The organism is Neptuniibacter caesariensis (assembly GCF_000153345.1).
In the GTDB taxonomy this organism is placed as follows: Bacteria; Pseudomonadota; Gammaproteobacteria; order Pseudomonadales; family Balneatricaceae; genus Neptuniibacter; species Neptuniibacter caesariensis.
Window position 1 is genome coordinate 1,328,784 of sequence record NZ_CH724125.1, and the last position, 20,370, is coordinate 1,349,153.

Annotated in this window: 16 protein-coding genes; 8 read left to right on the plus strand and 8 right to left on the minus strand. The window is 46.3% G+C overall.

Annotation, left to right across the window (positions count from 1 at the left end; genetic code table 11):
- Positions 1 to 173 precede the first annotated feature (173 nt).
- Complete coding sequence (locus MED92_RS06290) at positions 174 to 464, plus strand: DUF2845 domain-containing protein (protein WP_007020677.1); 291 nt, start codon at positions 174 to 176, stop codon at positions 462 to 464.
- A 313-nt stretch (positions 465 to 777) separates the two neighbouring features.
- On the opposite strand, the gene MED92_RS06295 is transcribed toward MED92_RS06290, so the two are convergent.
- On the minus strand, positions 778 to 1,056 hold the full coding sequence (locus tag MED92_RS06295) for an HlyU family transcriptional regulator (RefSeq protein ID WP_007020678.1): 279 nt from the start codon (positions 1,054 to 1,056) through the stop codon (positions 778 to 780).
- Positions 1,057 to 1,321: 265 nt separating this feature from the next.
- Here MED92_RS06295 and MED92_RS06300 point away from each other — a divergent pair, with 265 nt between their 5' ends.
- The 3 genes from MED92_RS06300 (at position 1,322) to MED92_RS06310 (ending at position 5,100) form a co-directional block, all read left to right on the plus strand.
- Positions 1,322 to 2,167 carry an AAA family ATPase gene (locus MED92_RS06300; RefSeq protein WP_007020679.1) on the plus strand — a complete coding sequence of 282 codons (846 nt, stop codon included), beginning with the start codon at positions 1,322 to 1,324 and terminating at the stop codon, positions 2,165 to 2,167.
- Positions 2,168 to 2,180: 13 nt separating this feature from the next.
- Positions 2,181 to 3,356, plus strand: a complete 1,176-nt coding sequence (locus tag MED92_RS06305) for a vWA domain-containing protein (protein ID WP_007020680.1) — start codon at positions 2,181 to 2,183, stop codon at positions 3,354 to 3,356.
- A gap of 154 nt (positions 3,357 to 3,510) precedes the next feature.
- Positions 3,511 to 5,100 (plus strand): GAF and HD-GYP domain-containing protein, encoded by a 1,590-nt coding sequence (locus tag MED92_RS06310; protein ID WP_007020681.1) that lies wholly within the window; start codon positions 3,511 to 3,513, stop codon positions 5,098 to 5,100.
- Here MED92_RS06310 and MED92_RS06315 read toward each other — a convergent pair whose 3' ends face one another.
- Both MED92_RS06315 and MED92_RS06320 read right to left on the minus strand, forming a co-directional pair.
- Positions 5,101 to 7,293 carry a CHASE2 domain-containing protein gene (locus MED92_RS06315; protein WP_007020682.1) on the minus strand — a complete coding sequence of 731 codons (2,193 nt, stop codon included), beginning with the start codon at positions 7,291 to 7,293 and terminating at the stop codon, positions 5,101 to 5,103.
- Between the two features lie 3 nt (positions 7,294 to 7,296).
- The gene (locus MED92_RS06320; RefSeq protein ID WP_007020683.1) at positions 7,297 to 9,555 is read right to left on the minus strand and encodes a GspE/PulE family protein; all 2,259 of its coding nucleotides are present in this window, start codon (positions 9,553 to 9,555) and stop codon (positions 7,297 to 7,299) included.
- Positions 9,556 to 9,615: 60 nt separating this feature from the next.
- Between MED92_RS06320 and MED92_RS06325 the strand changes: the two genes are divergently transcribed.
- Complete coding sequence (locus MED92_RS06325; protein ID WP_040661611.1) at positions 9,616 to 10,374, plus strand: MBL fold metallo-hydrolase; 759 nt, start codon at positions 9,616 to 9,618, stop codon at positions 10,372 to 10,374.
- Positions 10,375 to 10,393: 19 nt separating this feature from the next.
- On the opposite strand, the gene MED92_RS18440 is transcribed toward MED92_RS06325, so the two are convergent.
- The 4 genes from MED92_RS18440 to uvrB all read right to left on the minus strand — a co-directional run bounded on the left by MED92_RS18440 (position 10,394) and on the right by uvrB (position 16,503).
- Positions 10,394 to 12,229, minus strand: coding sequence for a FecR family protein (locus tag MED92_RS18440; RefSeq protein WP_007020685.1), 1,836 nt, complete (start codon positions 12,227 to 12,229; stop codon positions 10,394 to 10,396).
- 11 nt (positions 12,230 to 12,240) lie between these two features.
- Positions 12,241 to 13,539: a porin family protein gene (locus MED92_RS06335; protein WP_007020686.1), complete on the minus strand. Its 1,299-nt coding sequence runs from the start codon at positions 13,537 to 13,539 to the stop codon at positions 12,241 to 12,243.
- A gap of 127 nt (positions 13,540 to 13,666) precedes the next feature.
- Positions 13,667 to 14,410 carry a FecR family protein gene (locus MED92_RS18445; protein ID WP_007020687.1) on the minus strand — a complete coding sequence of 248 codons (744 nt, stop codon included), beginning with the start codon at positions 14,408 to 14,410 and terminating at the stop codon, positions 13,667 to 13,669.
- Positions 14,411 to 14,481: 71 nt separating this feature from the next.
- A complete protein-coding gene (uvrB, locus tag MED92_RS06345) occupies positions 14,482 to 16,503 on the minus strand; it encodes an excinuclease ABC subunit UvrB (protein WP_007020688.1) in 2,022 nt (673 codons plus the stop codon).
- Positions 16,504 to 16,669: 166 nt separating this feature from the next.
- On the opposite strand from uvrB, the gene MED92_RS06350 reads away from it, so the two are divergent.
- The 3 genes from MED92_RS06350 (at position 16,670) to MED92_RS06360 (ending at position 19,879) form a co-directional block, all read left to right on the plus strand.
- Positions 16,670 to 17,179, plus strand: a complete 510-nt coding sequence (locus tag MED92_RS06350) for a disulfide bond formation protein B (RefSeq protein WP_007020689.1) — start codon at positions 16,670 to 16,672, stop codon at positions 17,177 to 17,179.
- 128 nt (positions 17,180 to 17,307) lie between these two features.
- The gene (locus tag MED92_RS06355) at positions 17,308 to 17,808 is read left to right on the plus strand and encodes a DUF4442 domain-containing protein (protein WP_007020690.1); all 501 of its coding nucleotides are present in this window, start codon (positions 17,308 to 17,310) and stop codon (positions 17,806 to 17,808) included.
- A gap of 91 nt (positions 17,809 to 17,899) precedes the next feature.
- On the plus strand, positions 17,900 to 19,879 hold the full coding sequence (locus tag MED92_RS06360; RefSeq protein WP_007020691.1) for a methyl-accepting chemotaxis protein: 1,980 nt from the start codon (positions 17,900 to 17,902) through the stop codon (positions 19,877 to 19,879).
- Positions 19,880 to 19,966: 87 nt separating this feature from the next.
- Here MED92_RS06360 and MED92_RS06365 read toward each other — a convergent pair whose 3' ends face one another.
- Positions 19,967 to 20,161, minus strand: a complete 195-nt coding sequence (locus MED92_RS06365) for an RSP_7527 family protein (RefSeq protein ID WP_007020692.1) — start codon at positions 20,159 to 20,161, stop codon at positions 19,967 to 19,969.
- Between the last annotated feature and the right edge of the window lie 209 nt (positions 20,162 to 20,370).

The following is a 20,370-nucleotide window of genomic DNA, read 5'->3' on the forward strand; positions in this document are numbered from 1 at the left end:
TCTACGTAGTTTTACTTAGACCGCCTTTTTTCTTTTTTGCTGTATTGAAACTAGAAAAGAGCAAAACAATCCAAGCAATTGGGTCATTCACAGACCATTCATCCTATGTGTAGCAATCTGCAAACATAGCCTGCTTAACTCGATTCCTCTCTATATGACTTAGGAGACAGATAGTGAAATATTTAACATTTGGTTTGCTCCTTATGGCATCCGCAGCTCAAGCTACTTTTCTTTATGCACCTGATGGGTCTCGGATTTCTGAAGGGGACAGCATTGCAAAAGTCGTCGAAAAGATGGGGCAACCTCTAACAAAATCTCAGCAACAAACCTGCATTAAGTTTAAAGCCGAATACTGCACCCAGTGGGTTCAATTCGAACTATGGCAGTATGTTGCGAAGGGGTACTACTGGCGACTGGATATCAGAGAGGGAAAAGTACATTCCCTTGAGTGGAGTCTGAATTAACCCTGGCCGAAGATAGGGGAACCTGCGAACAAGTCCTATGCGCCTCAGGCTTACAGAGCAAGCGAAGCGCGAGGCAATAATTACAGTCATGCTGGTTGCCTCAGGACGCAAATTATTAACAAAGCGATTCGTTTGCTCTGCAAGCCCCGTAGGGTGGGCTTTATAACGGCCATCTGCTTTGTCAGTCAGTTTGAAAAGGTCCAGACATTTCGCTGCACTGCCTTTCGCGCATATGCCCGTTCTACAGCCCACTGAGAAAGCATTAGACTTATTCGCAGGTTCCTAAGCGCAATACCGGCCTGGGACCTCATATCTACTGAAAGAAACTATCACCCTGCTGGTCGATCATCTGCTTTGCCTTACGGACCATTTCATCAGCACATGCCTGCTGGCTCGGCAACACATCTGCACGAATAAACGTGTGTCGTTTCTCCCCTTTTACAATCGTACCGTTGACCCTGAAGCCCATCTCCTCTGAGACCGGTGCAGGCGTAATGGTGAAACCCTCATATTCAACGGACTCCATAGTTTCAGGTTCATTGTTTTTCGGTTCTGATTTGAAAATAGAGCCTAAGGATTTAAGAAAGGACATGATCAACCTTTAACGTAACTTAAATTTCGATTTGCTCAGGGTACAACTAATCAACTCATTTGACACGGTCAAACTACGGCTCGGACAGTCAAAAGTTATTTTTCAATTCTGTCTCAGCAGACATGGGGGTCCGCTGAACGATTTCGCCACTATTTTCAAAGCCATTTTTCGCGTAAATTAGGGAAAACACTAATATCGAATCAGGCCTGCTATTTCTGACATCAATGGCCACGATAAGTCACCGAACAATGAACAGGAGCAGACAATGCAGTTTAAAGGTACCGATAATTATGTAGCGACGGATGATCTGAGAATGGCCGTCAATGCGGCAATTACCTTGGAAAGACCGTTGCTGATTAAAGGTGAACCGGGTACCGGTAAGACCATGCTGGCTGAAGAAGTCGCTGCTGGCCTTGGGAAAAAACTGTTGTGCTGGCATATCAAGTCAACGACCAAAGCTCAGCAGGGCTTGTATGAATACGATGCGGTTTCCCGCCTGCGTGATTCGCAACTGGGTGAAGAAAAAGTTCACGATATTGCTAACTACATTAAGAAGGGCATGCTTTGGCAGGCCTTTGAAGCAGATGAACAGGTTGTACTGCTAATCGATGAGATCGATAAAGCAGATATTGAATTCCCCAATGACCTGTTAGTTGAACTGGATAAAATGGAGTTCAGTGTTTATGAGACTGGCGAGCAGGTAAAAGCTAAGCATCGTCCGATTATTATCATCACCTCAAATAACGAGAAAGAGCTACCGGACGCTTTCCTGCGTCGCTGTTTCTTCCACTACATCCAGTTCCCGGATCGCGAAACGATGGAAGAGATCGTTAAGGTCCACTACCCGGATCTTCAACAGGAGCTGGTAAAAGAAGCCCTGGAAATTTTCTTTGAAGTACGAACGGTTAATGGTTTGAAGAAAAAGCCATCGACTTCGGAACTAATCGATTGGCTTAAGCTACTGATGGCTGACAACATTCCGGCAGAAGTGCTTCGAGATAGCGAGAGTAACAACGCGGTACCGCTGCTACATGGCGCTCTGCTAAAGAACGAGCAGGATGTACATATGCTTGAACGCCTGGCTTTTATGACACGACGCGCACAGCGCTAACGGCTGAAAGCTCATGCTGATCGATTTTTTTAATACATTACGAAAAGCTCAGGTCCCGGTGACCATTAAAGAGTTGCTAACCCTTTTGGAAGCCCTTCAGAAGCGGATCGCTTTTGCCAACCTGGATGACTTCTATCTGCTGGCGCGTTTATGTCTGGTCAAAGACGAAAAGTTCTTTGACCGGTTCGACCGTGCCTTTGGCCACTATTTTAAAGGCCTTGAGGACATCAAGCTCTTTCCCGATGACCAGATACCTGAAGACTGGCTAAGGTCGGAGTTTCTAAAGAACCTTAGCGAAGAGGAAAAAGCTCAGATCGAGGCATTGGGGGGGCTGGATAAATTACTGGAAACGCTCAACGATCGTCTTAAAGAGCAGCACGACCGCCATGCTGGGGGTAATAAATGGATAGGAACCGGAGGCACCTCTCCTTTTGGCCATAGTGGCTACAACCCGGAAGGGATACGCATCGGGGGTGAGAGCAAACACAAACGTGCGGTCAAAGTCTGGGAGAAACGCCAGTTTAAGAACCTTGATGATCAGGTAGAACTCGGCACCCGCAATATGAAAGTGGCCTTGCGTAAGTTACGTAAGTTCGCCCGAACAGGCGCAGCCGAAGAGTTAGATCTAAACGATACGATTCGTTCCACCGCCGATAATGCGGGGCTACTGGATATTAAAATGGTGCCTGAACGACATAATGCAGCCAAGGTACTTCTCTTTCTTGATATTGGCGGTTCTATGGACCCCTATATCCACATGTGTGAGCAACTTTTTTCAGCGGCAAAAACCGAGTTTAAACACCTGGAATACTACTACTTCCATAACTGCATTTACGAAAAGCTCTGGAAGGATAACCGTCGCCGTTGGGACGAAACAGTTTCCACGCTAGACGTTTTACATACTTATGGTAGTGATTACCGGGTGATTTTTGTCGGTGATGCCGCCATGTCGCCTTATGAGTTGTTTAGCCGTTATGGCAGCGTCGAACATATGAATGAGGAAACCGGTCAGGTCTGGCTGCAAAGGGTTCTGGACACTTGGGACAAGGCAATTTGGCTTAACCCAAGCCATGAGCGTTCCTGGAAATATACCCAGACCACCGAAGCGATCAAAGAACAGCTCGACGGTCACATGTACCCCCTAACACTGGAGGGTATGGAATCCGCGATTAAGTATCTGTCTAAGTAAAAAAGAAATCCCTCGATCCGAACCCGACGACCCAATGGTCGGGTTCAGATCAATTCTCTTAAAAATTCCCCTGTATTTCTGTATCCAATCCTTGACACCAAGCCCCTTGAAAGCCACATTTAACCTATATTGGAACCACTCATTCAGGAAGCTTATGCGTCACCTCGATACTCAGGAAGTAGTTAAGCAATTAGCCGACCTTACCGGCGCTTTAACCTCTGAGAAAGACCACACCAAACTGTTAGACAGAATCATACTGGGTTGTATGTTCCTGACTAATGCGGATGGGGGAACGTTGTATACCCTGAATGAAGACAATGAGAACGAGCTAAAATTTACCATTTTGCATAACCGCTCGCTGGGCATTCATCGTAAACCCCGTGATCTGCCCGCTGTTGAAATCTATAACGCGCAGCAACAAGCTTCAAAGCTTGTCGTGGTACAAACCTTTGTACAACGCGAAACAATCAATATTCCCGATGTTTATGAGTGTAATGATTTCGATTTCTCAGGTACGCGCAATTTTGATAAGCAACTAAGCTATCGTTCTAAGTCTTTCCTTTGTGTGCCTTTGCAGGATCATGAGGGAGAAATTATTGGTGTTCTTCAGCTCATCAATGCGATTGGCGATGATGGTGAGATCACTCCCTTCCCGCCAACCCAACAGCATCTGGTTGAATCCCTGGCGTCTTTAGCGGCGGCTGTTTTGACCAAACGTCGTTTAATTGATGCTCAGAAGCAGTTATTCGAGTCATTTATTAAGCTTATCGGCCGCGCAATTGACCATAAGTCACCGGTCACTGGTAAACACTGTGAGCAGGTACCTGAAATTGCGATGATGCTGGCGGCCGCAGTGAATAATGCCAAAACCGGACACTTTGCAGATCTAGGCTTTAATGACAATGAAATGTATGAACTGCGAATTGCTGCCTGGCTCCATGATTGTGGCAAGATCACCACACCGGAATATATCATCGATAAAGCGACCAAACTGCATACAATGTTTGATCGAATCGAGCTAGTCGAATGCCGTTTCCGTGAATACAAGCAGCACCTGCAAATTGAACTGCTTCAGCAAAGAGAGATGCCGCAAGACGCATTTAATCAAGCACAGATTAAACTTCAGGAAAAACTTCAGCAGCTTGATCACGATCTTGAATTTATTCGTAAATCAAATACAGGCTCAGAATTTATGGCAGACGAAGACAAAGCCAAAATTCTGAGCATTGGCGAGATCAGCTGGATCGATGCAGAAGGCGAAAGTCACCACCTGCTAAGTAAGGATGAAATCGATAACCTTTGCATCAGTAAAGGTACGCTAACCGACAATGAACGTCAGATTATGCGAGACCATATTAAGGTTTCCACAGATATGCTGGAATCCCTTAATTATCCTAAACAGCTTCAGGAAGTACCGGAAATAGCCTGCAATCATCACGAACATATGGATGGCAGCGGCTACCCGCGTGGCATAACGGGTGAAAAGCTTTCTACCCGGGCAAGAATCATGTGTATTGCTGATATTTTTGAGGCTTTAACGTCCCCTGACCGTCCGTATAAAAAAGGTATGCTTCTCTCTCAGGCCATGACGATTCTGGGAAGAATGGTTAACGATAACCATCTGGATAAAGACTTGTTTAGACTCTTTGTCGAAAGCGGCACTTATCTGGAGTATGCCCAGACACATATGGCGCCAAGGCAGATCGACGATATAGACATCTCTTCACTTCCCGGCCTTAACTAATTACTTACTGGTGTGGCTGTAGACGCCGCACCAGCCTTCGCCTGGCGCCTCTCTCTCAAATTCTGTAATCCTGTCGATATAAATCTTGCTCATCTCATCAGAGGGGTAATGCTTCAGATACTCGGCAAAGCACTCCTTAGCCTTTTGCCATTGCTGACTTTGATAGTGATCTCGAGCTTCTGAGAATAGCTCTACTCCATCCAACAGGAACTTCTCTGCTTTTTCTAACAAACAGATGGGCTCCAGAATATCAACCGGCTCTGTTCGCCCTTTCACTTGAACCCGATCTAATTTCCGATACAAGTACTCAGGCACCTGACTGGCTAACTCACCGCTGACCAATAAAGGAACCCCATAATACTTAGTCAGCCCCTCAAGCCTTGAAGCCAGGTTGACCGAATCCCCCATAACGGTATACGCCATTCGGAAGTTAGACCCCATGTTACCTACGTTCATCGGCCCACTATTAATTCCCATACCGACACTAACCATAGGAAGGTCTTCCCTGGCGAGTTCCTGGTTTAATTGCGGAAGCACCTCGATCATTTTTAAAGCCGATTGCAACGCATGACGCGCATGGTTCTCGTCTTTAAGTGGAGCCCCCCAGAACGCCATTACTGCATCACCTATATACTTATCCACAGTGCCTTTCTGCTCATGGATGATTTTGGTCATGCCACTCAGGTAGATATTCATCAAGCGGGTCAGCTGTTGCGGGTTCAACTGTTCAGAAAGATGCGTAAAACCTCGAACATCAGAGAAAAATACAGTCATTTCCCGGTTTTCACCGGTCAGCTGAACAGACTGGTCCTGCTGGCTTAGCTCTTCAACCACTTCTGGAGGAATATACTGACCAAACTGATTAGCGAGCTGGGCTTTATTTCTCGCTTCAAAGAAATACCCCGTTGTCTGCTGAAACAGGTAAAGCACCGATATCATGATCAAGGTATAACCTAGCGGAATCACCCAAAGCATCTCACTCCAGGCATACAGGTTTGCTGCAACGATGGCACCGACCCAGGCAAAGGTGATCAATGTAGAGATAAGTACCGATGTCCGAGGAATAATTAACGATAAAAGGATGCCACTCACCAAGAGCTGAACCAGCTCAACGCCTAAAGTGTAATCTGGCTGATGCTGAATCCGCTCATCAAGCATCCCTGAGAGGATATTGGCGTGTACTTCCACACCCGAATATCGGTTACTCATTGGTGTAACACGTAGATCCAACAAGCCTGCCGCACTTGTCCCCACCAATACAATTGCACCTTCGAGCTGAGAAGGATCAGCCGTTCCACGGATCACATCCGTTGCAGAAATATAGGGAAAGCTTCCTTGCGGGCCGCGATACGGCACCAGTACTGCTCCATGCTGATCTACAGGGATATGCATCCCAGCAGCATCCACGGCGACAAGTGCATTTCGCTCTCCGGTTGCATCAGTCTCAACAATAGGAGCTACGGATTCTTCAGCAAATAAAGCAAGCAGCATGGCCAGCGCAAGCGAAGGGTAATACTCATCCTGATAACGCTGCAGTACCGGAACACGCCGATACACGCCATCTGAATCAACCATAGGGTTATCAAAAAAACCGTTCCACACAGCGACATTTTGCAACCGGTTCAGGCTTGAGATCACACCATTAGCTTCCGGTATAGGTAATCGATCGAGTGTCGGATCATGACTAATAACAGCACTACCCGGATGGCCTATTTGTAATTTTTTTGGACTGCGATCAAAAAGATAGCCCAATACAACTGGGCGATCCTGTACTGCCTGCGTGAAATGCTGGTCTGAATCAAGCGCGGCAAGCGCATCATCAATATTTTGGCTACCGCTTAACGCTAGATACTGTTTAAGTTCTCCCAGATCGACACTTTGATCTGCTTCGGAGAACACCATATCAAAACCAACAATAGCCACACCATACTGATCAAAGAGCTGATCAAGCATCAACGCGAGTTTAGTTCGATTCCATGGCCAGCGGCCTTCAGTCGCAAGGCTCTTTTCATCTACATCCACGATAACGATGCGCGGGTCTTTATCATCCGCCAGAAATTGCTTCAAACGAATATCGTAAAGGTCATACTCAAACCGCTCTAACAACTCAGGCCTATCACCCTGGATCACCGGAATCAGCATTATCAGGGTCAGTAACAGGCCAAGTACTGTTCGTATCCAACGTTGTTTCATAATCTATTCCGCAGTTACTCTGCGCAGCTGTTCAAAGTCGATATCACCTTTAAGCACTTTAAGAATCCCGTCTTGCAACAGGCTTCGCATACCGTCTGATTCAGCTTGTTCCCTGATCTCAGAAACCGTAGCGCCCTGATATATTTTTTCTCGCATCTGTGGAGTAGAAACCAGCAGTTCGTGAATACCCGTTCTTCCCCTGTAGCCCGTTTGATTACACTCTACGCAGCCTTCTGCTTTATATAATTTAACCTTTTCACCAAGCTTAAGCTCTTTATATAAAGCCCCATAACGACGCTTCAAAAAAGCGATCTCTTCGGTAGATGCCTTATAAGGCTTACGACAACTCGGACATAAAGTTCTCACCAAGCGTTGAGCGAGAACCCCCAGCAAGGCATCCGAAAAGCTCACGGGATCTATCCCTAAATCTAGCAAACGAGTAATAGTTTCTGGCGCCGAGTTAGTGTGCAGGGTCGATAGAACCAGATGCCCGGTTAGAGAAGCCTCAACGGCTGCATGCGCAGTCTCCTGATCACGCATCTCCCCGATTAGAATGATATCCGGATCAGCTCGCAGGAAAGAACGAAGTGCAGCCGCAAAAGTAAAACCGGTCTTGGGTTGTATCTGGACCTGTTGTAAGCCTGGCTGGGTAATCTCTACCGGATCCTCAGCTGTCCAGATCTTACGCTCAGGAGTATTCAGCGTTGCTAAAAGCGCATGCAGTGTCGTTGTCTTACCAGACCCCGTAGGCCCGACCACTAGTAAGATGCCATGTGGGTGCTGTAACAACTCCTTAACACCGGTTTGGTTGGTTGCTGAGAAGTTTAGTTGGTCAAATGCTACCGGCTCACCACTTTGCAGCAAGCGCATCACAACCCCTTCACCATTAACCGTAGGAATCGTAGCAACACGCACTTCCAGAGCCTGGCCTTGAAGGCGAACAGCAAACTTGCCATCTTGAGGCAAACGTTTCTCCGCGATATCCAATCGAGACATAATTTTTATACGCGAAACCGTCGCCTTGGCATGGGTTGCAGGTATCTGGATAATCTCCTGGCATACACCATCTATACGCATTCGCACACTGGTTGGTGTTCTCCCTTTGCCAGGCTCGATGTGTATATCTGATGCGCGTAAACGCTTGGCATCGAGCAAGACCCGATTCACCAGACGTACCACTGTCGAATCTTCCTCAGAAACCTCTTCGGTTTCCGAAGCCGCCTCTTCAATATCTAACTGGTTACCGTCATCAAGCTCATCCAAAATGGTGCTTAAATTTGCTCCATCCTGCTGGGCCTGGCTCGCTGTAAAACCGAGGTATTGATGAATGTCGTCAATAAGGCCTATACAGATTTGCGAGTCATGGCTGCCAACAACATTCTTAATCTCCATAAGGCGCTTGGTATCATTAGGATCATCAATAAGAATGATCGCATGTTCGCTGCCCTGCTCTGCTAATAACGCTATGTTGCTGTTTTTCAGATAAGCCTTGTTTACCTGATCACAAAGTGGATGAAGGTAGTAGCGTTCAGGGTTATAAGCGACAAAGGGTACCTGATAAAAGCATTCCAGGGACTGGCCAATTTGCGCACTGGTGAGGCGGGCATGATCTCTAAGTAAACGCGTTATAGGATTACGCTCATCCGCTTTTTCCTGCAGCTGTTTAAAGGCTTTCTCGTCGATCAGCTTCTGCTCAAGAAGGTAATCATATGGCCCTTCTGTACAGCCAAAATCATAGCGAAATTTCTGCCCCAGCAGTTCAGCAAATTGGCGCCCTCTTTTCAGGTCGATTGCTGAGAAATACTTCCCATCCCTGCGATTTATTATCTGTATAACACCGAGTAAAACATCCTGATAAAGAATCGGTAACACCAGCATAGATCGACTCTTAAATTCGATATCTTTCTCAAACGAGTCATTAAATTGCAGCGCGGGGTTTATCTTCTGGAGCTCTTCCGTATTGCGAACGTCTTTTACTACCAACGCTTTTTTACTTAGCGCAACAAAACCTGCAATCGAAGAAGCAGTAATCGGTACTCTGATCTCGGTGAGATCCTTTCCGGTTTTAAAGCGGGACACAATATCCTTGCTCGAGCGATTACGTTGATATACCGTGATACGCTGAGCATTAAACAAAGCTAAAAGCGTCTTTTCGACGAGGGGATAGGCTTCTTCAAAACTCTTAGCCTGATGGATTTTGCTAAGAACTTTGGTCAGACGTGAGTAAAATTGCTGTGTATCCTTCTCAATCGCTTTTGTCATGCTTAACTACCATAATAAAAAGTACTGTAGTTTCCCTGTTAGCCACACCAGAGGTGGGATGTGAAGATAGAAATTTTAGGTTGTAGTGGAGGCATTGGCCATGGCCTTAAGACTACTACATTCTTAGTGGATGATTCCCTGTTAGTCGATGCAGGTACAGGCATCGAACTGCTGAATATGGAGCAGATGCTGGCGATCCGTGATGTAGTGATCACGCACGCACATATTGACCATATCATTGGATTACCACTTATGCTGGCAACCATCTACGACCAGCATAAAGAACCTATAAATTTATACGCACTTCCCGAAGTTATAGAGGCCTTGGAACAGCACATCTTTAACTGGACGATCTGGCCTGATTACACTTGCTTACCTGAAGAACGCCCAATTATCTCTCTGCATAAAATTAACGTTGGGGATACCTTGGAACTTCAGGGTAAAAAAATTGAAGCCCTCCCAGCTAATCACCCAACACCCACTGTTGGATATTTAGTCAGTGATGAAAACACTTCCTTTGCTTTCAGCGGAGATAGCGGCATAAACGATGTGTTATGGCCTATTCTCAATGACCGCAAACCCGATCTTTTAATAATTGATGTTTCTTTCACAGACGAGGTAGATGAACTAGCCCGACTAAGTGGGCATTTAACACCCAGCCATCTTGCCGACCAGCTGCAACAACTGGAACATCACGCCCGAATTATGATTACCCACCTAAAACCGGGCTTTGAAGACACAATCATGCAACAGTGCCGAAAAGTTTTACCTGATTGGCAGATCGACCGCCTTCATCATGGCGATCTAATCACTGTTTGATGTTTGCTTCACTCCCGGATTAAGGGACAACTGCACCACCGTCTTCTAGAAGCGCCGTACCTGTGAAAGTCACCTGATCACTAGAAGAGGTTGTGCCGTGCGCGCCATAGGAAGTTAACGCAGCACCTGCAGAATCCCCCACCAGGTTCATGGTCATACGTCCACTCAAGTCTGTACTGGTAGCGCAGGTTCCCCCAGAGCAGGTGCCTGTCAATTTCAAGTCCCCGCCTTTTAACAGAGAATCCAGCGACGTCTGAACCGATGTCCCTGTAGACGCATTCGTTTCCTCTGTCAGGGTAAAGTTACGCTGCTCACCACCCGTGCCGGTTAGACCTTTAATGCTAACCTTGTCGACGGTCTGAGAATCCCAGTTAACAATCAGATAGGTGCCCTGATAGGTCGAAGAGCTGCTCCCGGTGAATCCGGTTAAAGAACCTGTCGCACCATTTTCACTTTCCGGTTTAGTGTATTTTTGCGAACCGCCGGAAAAGGTGTAGAGGTACTGTCCTGATTTTGCAGCAGCAACGGCTGCCAGCTGCGATGAGCTTGTTTGACTATCGCTGTACATAAAGTGGAAACTACCAACGGACTGTTGTTCGGTGCCGTTTTCAACAACAGAGTACGACCCTGCATTCCAACGCCCCCAAGTAATAGACGCGCCAGAAATCGATCCCGTATTGCTACTATCAACAATCTGCGCTGTCGTATCAGCACCGGTAAAGGAGCATGGTGCACAGGGGTTATCCGAAGAGGTATTCGTATTGGTATCCACATAAAGAATACCGGTCAGCAGATCACCATTACCTGCACTATTATCAACCGTGATAGCAGAAACATTATTAGCAATCACCACACCCGAACCACCCCGGTTCCCTTTAGTCGGGTCATTCTCAGAAAAAGCAATGGCCACTACGGCACCTTCAGGTGCTGCGGAACCATTACCTGTAGGGTTGGGGGATGCAATAACTACAGATGCTCCGTCCGATGAAGGATTAGAGGCAGGAATTGAACCTGTAGTGCCTGAACTATCACTACTGGTCGTGGTTGTTGTATTAAGACTTAAATTAGACTCAGTCGTACTTTCAGAAGATGCTTGCTGCTCAGATTGAGTCGTTGAAGCCTGATCGTCTGAACCCGTTTGCTGGGTTGCCGAATCATCAGAATCTGACGAACCCTCAGATGAGCTAGTATCCGACTCCTCTTCGGTGCCTGAATCCTCGCTGCTTTCTTCAGATTCTTCATCACCCGATTGAGACTCCTCCTCAGAACTACCTGATTGAGCCGGTGTTTTAAATTCATTGATAGTGCCTGCAGCACCGGTAAGCGCAAAAGAACGTCCAGCGGCTATATCACGATCACTTCCCTGCTTCGCGGATACATTAATTCTACCGTTATTAACGGAACCACTGATTTTATCGCCAGCTTTATCAACACTGAAGTCAGTTCCGCGAATACCAATAGTAGCTACCACTGCATCGAGCTTGTAATCTTCTCGGTCAACTTTACCTATCTGCCCGGAAATCGTTCGCATACCACCCTTAAGCAACTTATAAATCGCTTTACCATCTTCAGGTGTTGCGTCATCGAATTGGTACTGCTCTATCTTGAATTCAGTATTAGGTTTTAGCGATAACCGGGATCCATCAGTAAAACGAACTTGTAATCGGCCTTTACCGCCAGTCTTTAGAAGATCATCAGCGTAGATATCGCTCTGACGTTTTAACAAGCGTTCATTGCCTTCAGAAGTTACGGCAACATTCTGACCAAAGCTAAGGATAACCTTGCCTACACTGGCAGCAGCGTGACCCCAAGAGCTAATTAGCAGGAGCAGAGAGGCTATAATTAATCGGTTCATACTAGCTGACCTCACTGAAAGTTATAGCGCAGACCAAACATAATCTGCTGCCTGTCATATTCGTAAATTTCGATATTCGAATTTACGTCAGTAAAACTATAGTTTGCCAATAACGACCAGGATGGATGCATGACCCATTCAAGGTTTAGATTCAGCATGTAAAAATCATCTTGGCGCTTGATATTGTAGATCCAGTCATTACCTTCAAAACGACTGCCCTGATAAGTCACAGAGGGTGTAAAGGTAACATCCTGATATGGTGTTAGTTGAACACCCGCATTTGCACCAAAAAACAGTCGGTCTACCTGGCCGGCAGCTAAAACACCATCAACTTTCGGCGATTCATCTCCCAAAAAACCTCCAACAAAAAAAAGCGGCTGCCATTTACCACTTCCGGCGTAGAGATAATTTGTACCTAAATTGATCTGAGTAGCGTCCTTCCATGTGAGGCTGGCATAATTCAGGGAGTTAACCCCCGCAAATGACTTGAGAACCGAGTTTGAGGTTAGCTGCTTACTCCATACCCCATTCATACCAATCAGAGTGCGATAATTCTCTCGATCAATTTGATAATTTTGCGTCGTAAAACCAAGTTGGTATTGCTCGCTATCTCTTTTCCAAAGGTGAGAACCATTCACTGTAAAGCTTTTGTAGTTCTGCTCAGGCTCAGTGTGATAATAGCGAAAGTCTGCGTTGGCACTGAAAAGTAAAGACTCTTGGGGAGAGTAAGCATGTTCAACACTGCCGTTTAAACGTATTTGGTTGAACTGATCTCCCCTACCTAGAGCACTATCGCTCAGCGTAACAACCTGAGTCTGCCCACCAGGGCCTGAGTTGATATTGTCGTCGTAGCCCGCCCATAACTCAGCAAAACCACTAAATTTTGTCGGAGGAATTGTGGTTTTATTAGTAATCTGTTCCAGAAACTGATTTATCCTTGCCATAACCACCGGAGGAGGATTAGCAGCCTTGACCTGATTGAACAGAGTACGGGACTTATCCAACTGTTTTAGCAAAAAGTACGCACGTGCTAATTCCAATTTGGCCAGAGCATTATTGGGTTCAAGAAAGACCACCCGCTCCAGAGCAAAGATACCTTCGCTAATATGGCCGCTATCGATCGCAGCAACACCATATTGCAAATCAAACTTTGGATCACCCTCAAAGCTATCTAGCTGATTCTGAGCAAGCTTGTATGCTTCAGCAAATTTACCCTGATCATTTAGGGACTTAATATTCTCAGTGATCCCGGCAGAAACCCATGCTGAAAAAAACAGGCCCGCTAAAAGCCCAATTGATACCCTTTTCAAACTCCAGCCTCTATCTTAAGTTAAGTTTCTTGGAGAGTAATCATTCAAAATTCAAACACTATCAGCCTTTATAACTGACTTCTATGACAAACCCTTATTTTTTATACCAATATCGTAGAAACATTGATCAAGGATAATTAGTTGGCCCGCCCTGGCCGCGAGGAATATCCAAAACTGGCGAACGAATTTCATTCAAAGCAGGAATGTCGGGACTATTCGTATTGCCCATTAGATCTACCCCTTCATCGCCAATGAGTTCAAACAATTCAAAAGGCTTCTTACTAATTTGCAAACTAGATCCATTCCCTCCAAGGAAGAAGAAATGCCCCGCCTGAATCGGAGCTCCTACAGAATCAGTACCTACGACAATAGCCCCCTCCAGAACGTAACCGTATAGGCCTACTTTAGCCCGGGTTGTCTCATTACATGTTCTATCGCAATAGAACAATGAGTAGTGAGTTCCCCTGACCCCAATAGTCGCTATTGGAGTCTGAACTGAATAGTTTGTCGTATCGGCATCACTAATCGCCCCGGTAATGGTCCTTAGTCCACCTTTTAGCAGCTTATAAACAGACCGGCCCTTTTCAGGCTTATCCCTATCAAACCGGTATTCGGCAACTTCGAAGAGGCTTTCCTCACGAAGAGACAGGCGCGAGCCATCAGTAAATCTGAGCTGAAGGACGCTCTTAGCCCCGGTACTAATTGTATCGGTAGTGTAAACAGACGACTGTCTTTTAAGTTTTCGAACCTCTGCACCTTCCATTTGCGCAGTGTTTGTTCCCACACTTAAAACAACAGAACCCGCTTTTTCTGCGGCGTTAGCAATAGTAAAGCAACCCACTGAAAATAATAAAAAAATCAATCTATACATCAGTCCACCTCCCTGCTGTCTGAAGTTTAGACAATATCACAGAATATGAGTAAGCCTGCCTCAAAGCATTTTTATTCTATAAACGAATGCTGTTTCAGGGTCTGCAGCTCATCTCGGTATTTAGCGGCTAACTCAAATTCCAGATTTTTAGCCGCTTCATACATTTTGTCTTCCAGCTTAGTCATCGCTTTAGACAGTTCTTTAGCCGACATCTGAGCTGGATCAACCTGATAATCGCCCGCCTTCTCAGCCACTTTCTTAGCCGTTCTTGAAGCTTTACGGCCAGGAACAGTGCTCGCCCCCTCCATAATATCGGCAACTGACTTCTTGATACCTTTAGGCACAATGCCGTGCTCTTCGTTAAAGGCTATCTGTTTTTGGCGACGACGGTCCGTCTCGTCCATTGCGCGTTGCATTGAACCCGTTATCCGATCAGCATAAAGAATGGCTTTACCATTCACATTCCTTGCCGCTCGCCCAATTGTCTGGATCAGGGAAGTATCGGAGCGCAGGAACCCCTCTTTATCTGCATCCAGAATAGTCACCAGCGATACTTCAGGCATATCGATCCCCTCACGCAGCAGGTTAATTCCCACTAGCACATCGAATTCACCTATACGCAGATCACGAATAATTTCGACTCGCTCAACGGTATCTATATCGGAGTGCAGATAGCGAACTCGCACACCGTGTTCATCGAGAAACTCCGTCAGGTCTTCTGCCATACGCTTGGTTAACACCGTGACAACCACACGCTCCTGCTTTGCAACGATTTTCTGAATCTCTGACAGCAAGTCATCAACCTGAGTGGATGCAGGCCGCACTTCGACAATTGGATCGATCAATCCGGTCGGTCGAACCACCTGTTCAACCACTTGCTGCTGGTTGGCCGCTTCATACTTGCTAGGCGTTGCAGAAACAAAAATCATCTGTGGTGATTCACGCTCCCACTCTTCAAACTTCATCGGGCGGTTATCAAGCGCTGAAGGCAAACGGAAGCCAAACTCAACCAGCGTTTCTTTTCGAGATCGGTCGCCGCGATACATAGCTCCAATCTGAGGAACTGTCACATGGGATTCATCAATGACTAACAATGAATTATCTGGCAAATAATCAAACAGTGTAGGGGGCGCCTGCCCCGAATCACGACCAGAAAGGTAGCGCGAGTAATTCTCGATGCCTGAGCAGTATCCAAGCTCCATGATCATCTCCATATCATAGAGGGTTCGCTGTTCCAGGCGCTGAGCTTCAACCAGCTTATTGTTCTCGCGAAGCTGCTCAAGGCGACCACGTAACTCGTCCTTAATCTTATCCACAGCCGCCAACAAGGTTTCCCGGGGAGTCACATAGTGACTTTTAGGATAGATAGTCGCCCTTGGGACTCTGCGTAGAACTTCACCAGTCAGAGGGTCAAAGTAACTAATCTCCTCTATCTCTTCATCGAATAGCTCAAGACGCACGGCTTCTTTTTCTGATTCAGCCGGGAAGATATCAATCACATCCCCTCTGACCCGATAGGTACCACGATGCAGCTCAACATCGTTACGGGTATATTGCAGTTCGGCCAACCTTCTCAGCACCGCCCGCTGGTCGATAATGTCGCCACGATCTACATGCAACATCATCCCCAAATAGGACTTTGGGTCACCCAGACCATAGATAGCAGAGACAGTCGCGACAATAATTGCATCTTCGCGTTCGAGCAGCGCTTTTGTGGCGGAGAGCCGCATCTGCTCGATATGGTCATTAATAGAGGCATCTTTTTCGATAAAAGTATCTGAAGATGGCACATAGGCTTCTGGTTGGTAGTAGTCGTAGTATGAAACGAAGTATTCAACCGCATTATCGGGGAAAAACTCTTTAAACTCCCCATATAGCTGAGCGGCCAGCGTTTTATTATGCGCCATAATAATGGTTGGGCGCTGCGCCTGGGCTATCACATTGGCCACTGTAAAGGTCTTACCTGAACCCGTTACCCCTAACAGGGTCTGAGCAGCCAAGCCTGATTCAATACCCTCGACCAGTTCAGCTATCGCATTGGGCTGATCACCTGCCGGGGTAAATTTCGAGTGGACCTTAAAACGCTCTTTCATACTCATTCCAACCAAAAACAAGACCCAGTATTATACCGGGCAATGACTTAATTTTCGCGACCAATACACTTTCGCTACTTTAAAGGCTCACCCCCTTTAAGAAACAGGGAACCCTGAGTGGAAATTAGCGTCCCATAGATGGATTCATTTGCCTGGAGAACTTTTAATGCTTGATAAACTGACCTGTATAAGCCGCTCAACCTGGTATTGGCTGGGGCTTATAGCAACAGGTATCGGTATGGAAGCCGTTGCGCTCTATTACCAGTATGCACTGGATTACTATCCATGTGTTCTGTGCATCCACGTGCGCATCTGGGTATTAGCACTGATTTTAATTGGTTTGCTTGGCCTGATCACTCGTAAACAGCAAGGGCTAAGTAAATTGAGCCATCTGCTGACACTCGGCGCAGGCATCGGCCTTGCAGAACGCTCCTGGCAGACACTGGCCGTTGAACGGGGCTGGATCATCGATGAATGCTCCATGGATAGCGGACTTCCTGACTGGTTCGCGTTGGATAAATGGTTTCCTTCCGTATTTCAGCCCTGGGAACCTTGTGGTTATACGCCCGAACTGCTTTTTGGCGTTACTATGGCCGAAGGCTTGATGGCTTTCTCTGCTCTGTTGGTTATCAGCTCTGCGCTGTTCTTTGCGCTTCAGTTCCGCCGCCATCAATAAACGCCAACCGATTATCAGCCATCAGAATCTGATGGCTGATAATGTCAGTAAAACTCACAAAAATTGTTACTGACAATTAAAGACTATCCCCAGACCATTATCGTTCTTCAACCTAAGAGATCAGATCGATGAAGGTTTCCGCTAAAACCATGAAACGCCTGCTTAACATCTATCCGCCTTATCTGGGGGCTGGTATCAGAATAGGCTATATCCGGGAAGACTGGAGCGAATTAGAAGTTTCAATGAAAGCCCGCTGGTATAACAAAAATGCTGTGGGGACCCACTTTGGCGGCAGTATCTATTCGATGACCGATCCGCACATTATGCTTTTACTCATGCAGCGGCTCGGAAAAGGTTATTGGGTTTGGGATAAATCTGCAGAAATCGACTTTATAAAAGCGACAACAAAGCGTATCTCATCGATCATTTCAATCAGCCAGTCACAAATTGATGAGATCCGGATTAAAACCGCATCGGGCCAAAAATACCTGCCTGAATTCGACATTGAAATACATGATGAAGAGATGAATTTGATCGCCAGAGTCAAAAAAACGCTCTACATAAAAAAACGTCCGGCAACAGACTGCCCCCTTTTGTTAGTAAATACTAGCCATTATGTCACTGACTAAAATTTGATCTCCAGCAACAATCTCTGGGTGGTCAGACGCAAGTAGCCCAGCAGCCACAAATAAAAATAACAAGATATCTGCGGAGCTTATCGTGAATTATGCTTTATTGCCGGTTATCCGTTTAATGGACCGGATCCCCTACCTTTATAAATTTATTCTTGTCAGTACCATCTTTATCATTCCCTTGATTGTGCTCGCAACGTTGCAGGTGCAAGCGCTCCAAACACAGATTGATGATACCGAGCAGCGTATTGCCACAACCACTTCGTTAAAAAACGATTTTCAGCTTCAGCAGGATCTAATCCGCTACCGCGATCTGCGTTTCTTGCTCGGTTTTCAGCCTCAGGAAAACCATCAGGGCTTAAACTACTTAAGGGAGAGACTTCCCCAATCATTAGCCGCAATACCACAACTCTTAGAAGCATGGCAAAAACTCGATCAGAGCCGCTTTTCCACACTCTATCTTGATATCGCAAATCGTTTTGCGCATTTCAGCCAAACCACGGATCAACTGCTTGAAATCAGTCGCAGCGATGGCTTTGATAGTGGCTTAACCCGAGACAGTGACAGCCGAATATTCCTGGTTCTGGACAGTGTTTTAGAACAGATTCCTGCAGCTATAACGACACTCAGTGAAACACGCAGTTATGTTGGTCATGGATTGATGACCGGCTATTCGGGATCCGCTGCTCTGGATCACTTAAATCGTCTCTACGACCGCATTCAGAACAGCGCCGAAGCACTAGCAAAGTCCGCCGATCTACTCGCGGCTCAACCAGGAATCAATACTGAATTATTAGAACAAGCCAAATCTGCTGCAGCTTCACTAAGCGCTTTTGCAGATAAGCTCGATGAAGAGATCATCATTGGCGATAAAATGGACCAGCATTGGGAGACTTTCTTTAAAGCCGGTACTCAAGAGATTAACCACTTACTTACGCTCGCCAACAGTTCATTAACTTATACAGAATCACTGTTATCAGAACGCCATAACGAACAGGAGCAAACCCTGTTCACACTGCTAGCGGCGCTATCAATCATTATTCTTTTATCTTCCTACTTTTATCTGGGTTTTAATATTTCCATTCAACAGAACATGGCGAAAGTTCTGTCTGCAGCAGAGAGGATGGCGCAGGGAGATCTCACTTCAGAAGTTTATCTCAGGGCGAAAGATGAGATGGCTCAGCTTAGCTCACAATTTAATGAGATGAGTAAACAGATTCACGCCGTGATAGGCCAGGTAAAACACACGGCTGTCAGCGTGGCAGAACATTCCAACAATCTGGATAAAACCGCCCAGAATTCCAGTATTGCGGCAGAACAACAGAAATCCCAGACTCAGGAAATGGAGCTTGTAGTGAATGACATGGCTTCTCTGGCCGATAGAATCAGCCAGGAAGTTGCCCTCGCTTCTGAAGAAGCCGGACAGGCTAATACCCTTGCCGCAAACAGCCGCCAGCAGGTAGAAAGGTCTCTTAAGCAGATCAACGCACTGACCCAGGATATTAAACAGTCCAGTACTGCGATAGACCACCTGGCTGAGCAGAGCAACCGGGTTGTTAAGGTATTAGATGTCATTAAAGGTATAGCCGAACAAACCAATCTGTTAGCGCTTAATGCAGCTATCGAAGCCGCCAGGGCCGGCGATATGGGCAGAGGGTTTGCCGTTGTCGCGGATGAAGTCAGAAGCCTTGCCCAAAGAACGCATAGCTCTACCGAAGAGATAGAGCAGATGATCACGGAGTTTCGAAGCGGTATGGAAAGTGCGGTGGTCTACATGAACCGCAGCAGTAGTAGCGCCGAAGACACAGTAAAAGCTTCTTCAGCCATTGAAAGCGCTCTGTCAGATATTACCGCCTCGGTATCGACCATCTCAGAGATGAATGCACGTATCTCCGATTATTCAGCGGAACAGAGTGACAACGCGCTGAGTATCAGAAACAGTATCAAAGAGGTAAGCCAGGCAAGCGAACTGACCGCTTCAGGTTCTGGAGAAACAGCTCAAGCGTGCGGCGAGATGTCTATACTGTCTAACGAGCTGAATAACCTGATCGCTAAATTTAAGGTTTAGTCACAAGGTTTCGTTGTAGATCAGGCATAAAAAAGCCCGCTCAATGAGCGGGCAAAAAAACAGGATGTTACTAAATAGAGGTGTCACTTAACAGCTGTAAGCAGGAGCGCTCTGACGGTCTGAACGGGAAAGGCTCAGCATTTTCTTGACAGCTTTCGCTACTTTGCTCATTGCCGCCGCAAATACTTCGCCACGCTGCTGCTTAGCCTGGTCAATGTAGTATGCAGTATCAATTGCACCGTATGCGTCAAGACGTACTGAAATTTCCTGTTCTTTGCTCATGTTCACACCAAATTAAATCAACAAAATCTAAAACAAAAATGAAGCCCCGCTACTCGAACAATCTGATCTTTATTTGATTTCAAAAGACTAGGACATCTAACCTATTGTTTTTACTTTCAAATTGATCGCTTGTTGATTAACGATATGGCGTATACTAAAGTCTAATCACACTTTGCACAAACGACTGTTTTTCACCCTATTGGTGAATT